The organism is Microvirga massiliensis, from assembly GCF_001006805.1.
Lineage (GTDB): Bacteria > Pseudomonadota > Alphaproteobacteria > Rhizobiales > Beijerinckiaceae > Microvirga > Microvirga massiliensis.
Genome location: NZ_LN811378.1, coordinates 1 through 5399, shown reverse-complemented (window position 1 = coordinate 5399; position 5399 = coordinate 1). Strand labels below are relative to the sequence as shown.

Below are 5399 nucleotides of genomic sequence, written 5' to 3'. Positions count from 1 at the left end.
CTAGGGGTTTTGGAGCTTCCCGGGTCATCCGAAGGGTCGGATTGAAAAGAGGTCCGCGTCGTCGGGATCGCGATGCCATCCTCTGCGGTTCAAGTTGCCCGGCCGAGGAGCTCGACGCGGTAGGGCTTCAGGTCGACCCAGACGAGGCGTCCGTGAGCGTCGATCGAATCTTTCTCGAGCTTTCTGTGCCGAGCGATGCAGCGTCGCTTCGCGAGCGCGTCATAGCCGACCGCCTCGAAGAAAGCGGTAGGGCCATTGTGCTCCACGATCCGACCGTTCGCCTCCGGGAAGGCATGCTGGATCTCGTGCACGAAGGTCTCGCCGCACGCCAGGAAACTCGTCACCTCGGCCGCCTCGAGGACCTCGAAGCCGTGGATGTCGTGCATGCGGCGGAATTTCTGGAGGGCCCGGGCCGCGTTGATGCCGGTCGCGACGACTTGGTGGACGACGCCGTTCGGAGCGAGAGCGAAGAATGGCCGTTCGATCTGGGGCATTGTCGTGCTCCTCGGGATTGTGAAGCCTTTGGGATTCATCCGGAGGGCTGGAAACGGCTTGGCCGTGGCGCTCGCGTTCGCTTTCCCCGTGCCCCAGCGTGACGTGATCTCAACCGATCGAATGATAGTCGGCGCAAGCGAAACAGTCGCACCTCATTTGCAATCTATAGGGTAGCGTTGAGTTCGGGCACCTGTTCGTGATTTGTAGAGGTGGGACAAAACCGCCTCAGCGTATTGGGCCGGTCCTCTCTGGTCTCGGAACGTGCCGCAGCGGTTGGAGGAAGCACCCATGAACCGCAAAGTCGACTTCATCGCTTTCATATCGCTGTTCGTGTTGCCGTCGGCGATTGCTCATGCCGACGAGAACCCGCTGATCGGCACATGGAAGCTGAAAACATTTGTTCGAGAAATAGCGGCGACCGGCGAGCGCTACAATCAACTCGGCGAACATCCGGATGGATACCTCGGCTATTCAGGCGACGGTCGCATGTATGTGATCTTTACCGCCGACAACCGCGTCAAGCCGCGCGGCGCGACACCGACAGACGAGGAAAGGATCGAGCTACATCGGTCTATGCTCGCCTACGGCGGCACCTACACCCGGGAGAGTGGGAAAGTCACTCATCACATTGATATCGACTGGAACGGGACCCGAGTCGGAACCGATCAGGTTCGTTTTTTCACGCGGGAGGGAAACACTCTGACGATCAGGACGGAACCCAACAAAAGCCCTGTAGATGGTCGTGAGGGGGTTGGAGTTCTCGTGTTCGAAAAGGTCACCTCATCGGTGAAGTAGAAAGCTCACGAGCTAATCTCGAAGGGTGCGACGCGGACACTCTGGTCCAATCACCAGATCCGCATTTCGTCGTCGTCTTCTTTTTCGATGCGTTCGCGCTCGACGCGTGTGAGATCGCGCAAACGCTCGCGGTTCCACCGATTGAGCCACACGACGCACGCGATCATTGCCGCGCCAAAGCAGAAGAGCGGAATATATTTCACGGTAGACCCCGGGGATAGGCGATAATGGAAATCGGAACTCGACACCATCCGGGCGATCGAAAATATCGACCCGATCTGCGGGCGAGCTATTTTCGTAATTTCTCGGGATTTTGAGCGTGCGAGGCAAGCATATCGCCAAGCGTGGGAGGATTGCCGGGCATTGCTCCCGTGCAGCCTCGCTGAGGCCAGTTGTTGTTACGCCGTAACGATACGGATAAGCTTTCGGCGAGCGCGGGGGAGTCTCACATGGCCAGGAGCAATGCCGAGCGGCAGGCGGCGTATCGGCAGCGTCACCTGAAAGACCCGGATGGCGGCCTGGAGCGGCTCAGCCTCATGGTGTCACTGCCGGCGAAGCGGAAGCTCGAGCGCCTGGCCGCTTGTTACGGCATCACGCAGCGGCGCCTCTTGGAAGAGGTGTTGGCCGAAGCCGAACGCCGGGCCCTCGACGCCCTGCCGGCGGAAGCCCAGGCCGACTACTACGACAAGCCCTCAGGGAGTCGCATCGCTGAGATGAGAGATTCCGTCAGGGCCACCGGCGGACTGACATGGGCGAATGCCTGTCCGAAGGGGGCCGACAGTTTAGCCTGACCTGTAGGCCCTATGGAGCCCACAAGATCCCGACCGGCATGCGATCTTTATAGAATGAGAGGGGTCGCTTCTGATATCCGCCGAAGGGGCTGTCGAAAGGATCCATCACCCAGAGGTAAGTTGTGTCGCCCTCGAAGACGATCCCGTATACGACGTTCACATGGGAGACCGCCCCGTTGCCGGCGTGATTATAGACGATCACGATGAAACCGGATTTTTCGAGAATGCCGCGCAATAGTTCGGCTTTGAATCCCTCCGGGCTTTCGCCAGCCAGCGGCGAGGTGCTGAACAGGCGAGCAGTCATTTGAAACCGTGTCGCGATCGCACCCCATCCCGCAGGTGTGAGACCACCAGTCACCGCGTCGGTGAAAAAGGAGAACATCTCCTTCAATCTTTCTTGGCTGAACGGTTCGCGGGGCGATACGGTCAGCCAGGACTCCATCGCTGCCGCCCAGCAGTTCATGATCTCGGCCTGCTTTACGAGTGGTGGCCTCGCTAGAACCAAGTCGTCGAGATCCTTGGTTGGGATCTGAACTCGATCGCCTGGATAGATGAGATTCGGATTCGGGCGCTTCTTGCGAAACTCAGCATTCGAAGGATGATTGTAAATGTCTGTATATAACTTGAACCCGAACTTGCTCGCAATCCGAGTGAGCGTGTCGCCGCTTTTCACGATGTACTCGATTGCCATCCAAGCTCTCCATGATTTCAGTAGAAGGGAAAACTCATCCTGTTGTCTCTCAACGTGATACTATGGTGCAGCGAACAGATTGGCTTCTGAAATCGCTGTTCGCTGCGCCTTTCATGGTGGTTCTGAGGCCTGGAAGGATTCAACCGTCGCGCGGTCGGCTAGGAGGGCGAATAGTAGCCAGAGGCTGGCCGGTTGTATCCGGGCCTGAACATTGCGTCTTCTTCGGCCTCGTGTAGCTGCAGTTGCCGGATTGCCCCGGGGTTCGATGTTCCAGTTTGCCCCTGATTGAACATGGCACGGAACGCGTCAAAAATGTATGAGCCCACCGCAACTTCCTGAAGAAGAGCCCCCAGTGCCGCCAAAGAGAGCTATAGCATCGGCCAAGCTTCTCAAGCGTGCGATAACTCACGTTATCGCCTCCTTTAGACGGATCCCGGTCTCGTCCCGATCACTATCGCGTCGGGGATTGTTCGGCATGCAGAGTTGATTGTGAGGATTGACGGGGGCGGGTTTTGTCCGGTTTGCTTGGCATGCCTACGGCCTGTTATGCCTTGATCCAGTCAATTGCGGCGGCGATGCAGAGGACGCCCATGAAGCTTGAGGCGGTCTTCTCGTAGCGTGTCGCGACGGCCCGCCAGTCCTTCAGCCGCGCCCATAGGCGTTCGACGATGGTGCGATTGGTATAGATCCAGTCTGGGCAGGCGACGGGTGCCTCATTGCGCTTGGAAGGGATCACTGGCCGGGCACCCCGCTCCCAGATGTGCTGACGGAAGGCATGGCTGGCGTAGCCTCGGTCGCCCACGACCCATTTCGGCACACCCGGCAAACGGTCGAGGAGCGGGATGGCCTGCGGCAGTTCATGGGCCTGACCGGGAGCCAAGATGAAAGCGACGGCCCGTCCAAGACCGTCGGCAATTACACTGGCCTTGGTGCCATAACCTCCACGAGAGCGCCCAAGCGCCTCACTTGCGTCTCGCTCAGCTTGAGGGCCCCTTTTCGCCGAGCCCCTGCTGCCTTCTGGTGCGCCCGGATGCTGGTGCCGTCCAGGAACGTCATCCCGAGCGCCACGCCCTTCTCCTGAGCCAGTCCGAGCAGGCGCTCCCAGACACCCAGGCGTGCCCAGCGGATGAAGGTCTGGGCCGCCCGCCACCAGGGTCCCAGCTCTTCCGGGATGGCGCGCCACTTGGCTCCATTCTGATGCCGCCGGAGGATTGCGCTCATCGTGCGGCGCAGATGTGGGCTCGGCACCTTGGCATGAGGGCGGCAGGCCTCAATCAGCGGCTCGAGCACCCCCCAATCGCGATCCGTAAGCATTGTCGCTCTCCTCAGCAGGAAAAGCGATCAATATGGAGCCGGTGCCCGGCCCTGACAGACCCTCGACGGCGTGCCTAGGGGGCGTCTACATTCGTCTACGTAGTGTCCGGTTGATCAACTTGGAGCCGCATAGATGGGAGGGAAGCAATGCAACAGTCAACGATCGAGAATGTGCAGCAGGATCGAGTCAATCGGGACGGTATGGCGGCCAGCTCAGAGCACGACGGGGCTGCTGCTCCTGATCTCAACCGCATTCCGGCCCCGAAGGCTGACGCCGCCCCGCAGGATCTTCCACCGCACGTCAAGCTCATCGAGATGGGTACAGCCTACTGGGTATCAAAGGTGGTCTACACGGCGGCTAAGCTGAACCTTGCGGACCATTTGGATGGGACGCCAAAGAGTGCTGCGGAGTTGGCGCCACTCCTTGGCACCCATGCGCCCAGCCTCCACCGCTATATGCGCACGCTAGCCGGATTAGGACTGCTCACCGAGGGCGAAGCGCAGCGCTTCTCTCTCACTTCATTGGGCGCGGCGCTGAAGACCGGGGCGCCTGGCTCTGCAAGGTCCAGCATTCTCGCGTTGGGTAGCCCCTGGCTTGCAAGCGCTTTCGACAACATCGAGCATTCCCTTGAAACAGGTCAGGCGGGCTTCGAGAAAGCCTGGGGCATGCCGGTCTTCGACTACCTCGCCCGCCATCCCGAAGATGCATCCCTCTTCAGTGAGACGATGGTCGGCTTCCACGGCCAGGAGCCGCCGGCTGTGGCCGAAGCCTATGACTTCTCCGGCTTAAGGACGGTGGTTGACGTAGGCGGCGCGACGGGGAACCTGTTAGCTGCCATTCTCACACGCCATACCGGACCGCACGGCATCCTGTTCGATCGGCCCTACGTCGTTGCCGACGCGCCTGCCCTATTGCAAAAGCGGGGCGTTGCGGACCGCGTATCCATCCGTTCGGGCGACTTCTTCAAGAACGTTCCGGGGGGCGGTGATGCCTACGTGCTGTCGCACATTATCCACGACTGGAACGAGGATCAGTGCATCACCATCCTGGAGAACTGCCGCAAGGCCATGGGCCCGAACAGCCACCTCCTCCTGGTTGAGATGGTTTTGCCGCCGGGGGATGAGCCGCATCCTGGCAAAATGCTGGACATGGTGATGCTGGTGGTGCCTGGAGGCCAGGAACGCACCGAAGCTGAATATCGGGAACTCCTGGGCAAGGCTGGCTTCCGTCTCACGAGGGTCATTCCTACCGCGTCTGCTGTCAGTATCGTAGAAGCTATCCCTGTATAGGATCAGGCGCTAACAGCCTCTAG

General features: G+C 60.0%; 7 protein-coding genes. 3 read left to right on the top strand and 4 right to left on the bottom strand.

Annotated features, from left to right (window positions below):
- Window positions 1-89: 89 nt before the first annotated feature.
- Window positions 90-494, bottom strand: coding sequence for a hypothetical protein (locus BN1233_RS41620; RefSeq protein ID WP_046869566.1), 405 nt, complete (start codon window positions 492-494; stop codon window positions 90-92).
- Between the two features lie 289 nt (window positions 495-783).
- Between BN1233_RS41620 and BN1233_RS41615 the strand changes: the two genes are divergently transcribed.
- Window positions 784-1290 (top strand): lipocalin-like domain-containing protein, encoded by a 507-nt coding sequence (locus BN1233_RS41615; protein ID WP_048710508.1) that lies wholly within the window; start codon window positions 784-786, stop codon window positions 1288-1290.
- A gap of 50 nt (window positions 1291-1340) precedes the next feature.
- Here BN1233_RS41615 and BN1233_RS41610 read toward each other — a convergent pair whose 3' ends face one another.
- On the bottom strand, window positions 1341-1493 hold the full coding sequence (locus BN1233_RS41610) for a hypothetical protein (protein WP_154678363.1): 153 nt from the start codon (window positions 1491-1493) through the stop codon (window positions 1341-1343).
- Between the two features lie 246 nt (window positions 1494-1739).
- Between BN1233_RS41610 and BN1233_RS41605 the strand changes: the two genes are divergently transcribed.
- Window positions 1740-2081 carry a hypothetical protein gene (locus BN1233_RS41605; protein WP_063776772.1) on the top strand — a complete coding sequence of 114 codons (342 nt, stop codon included), beginning with the start codon at window positions 1740-1742 and terminating at the stop codon, window positions 2079-2081.
- A 10-nt stretch (window positions 2082-2091) separates the two neighbouring features.
- On the opposite strand, the gene BN1233_RS41600 is transcribed toward BN1233_RS41605, so the two are convergent.
- Both BN1233_RS41600 and BN1233_RS46515 read right to left on the bottom strand, forming a co-directional pair.
- Window positions 2092-2772, bottom strand: coding sequence for a LysM peptidoglycan-binding domain-containing protein (locus BN1233_RS41600; protein ID WP_046869564.1), 681 nt, complete (start codon window positions 2770-2772; stop codon window positions 2092-2094).
- Window positions 2773-3316: 544 nt separating this feature from the next.
- A protein-coding gene (locus BN1233_RS46515; RefSeq protein ID WP_147707855.1) for an IS5 family transposase occupies window positions 3317-4086 on the bottom strand; the annotation gives its coding sequence in 2 pieces (ribosomal slippage) (window positions 3317-3759 and window positions 3759-4086; 771 coding nt in all).
- Window positions 4087-4233: 147 nt separating this feature from the next.
- On the opposite strand from BN1233_RS46515, the gene BN1233_RS41590 reads away from it, so the two are divergent.
- Entirely contained in the window at window positions 4234-5376 is a 1143-nt protein-coding gene (locus BN1233_RS41590; protein WP_197094664.1) for a methyltransferase, read from the top strand.
- Window positions 5377-5399: the final 23 nt, after the last annotated feature.

Bases quoted from the DNA above. Each gene is read 5' to 3' on its own strand.
- BN1233_RS41620 (WP_046869566.1), bottom strand. From the start codon at position 494: ATGCCCCAGATCGAACGGCCATTCTTCGCTCTCGCTCCGAACGGCGTC.
- BN1233_RS41615 (WP_048710508.1), top strand. From the start codon at position 784: ATGAACCGCAAAGTCGACTTCATCGCTTTCATATCGCTGTTCGTGTTG.
- BN1233_RS41605 (WP_063776772.1), top strand. From the start codon at position 1,740: ATGGCCAGGAGCAATGCCGAGCGGCAGGCGGCGTATCGGCAGCGTCAC.
- BN1233_RS41600 (WP_046869564.1), bottom strand. From the start codon at position 2,772: ATGGCAATCGAGTACATCGTGAAAAGCGGCGACACGCTCACTCGGATT.
- BN1233_RS41590 (WP_197094664.1), top strand. From the start codon at position 4,234: ATGCAACAGTCAACGATCGAGAATGTGCAGCAGGATCGAGTCAATCGG.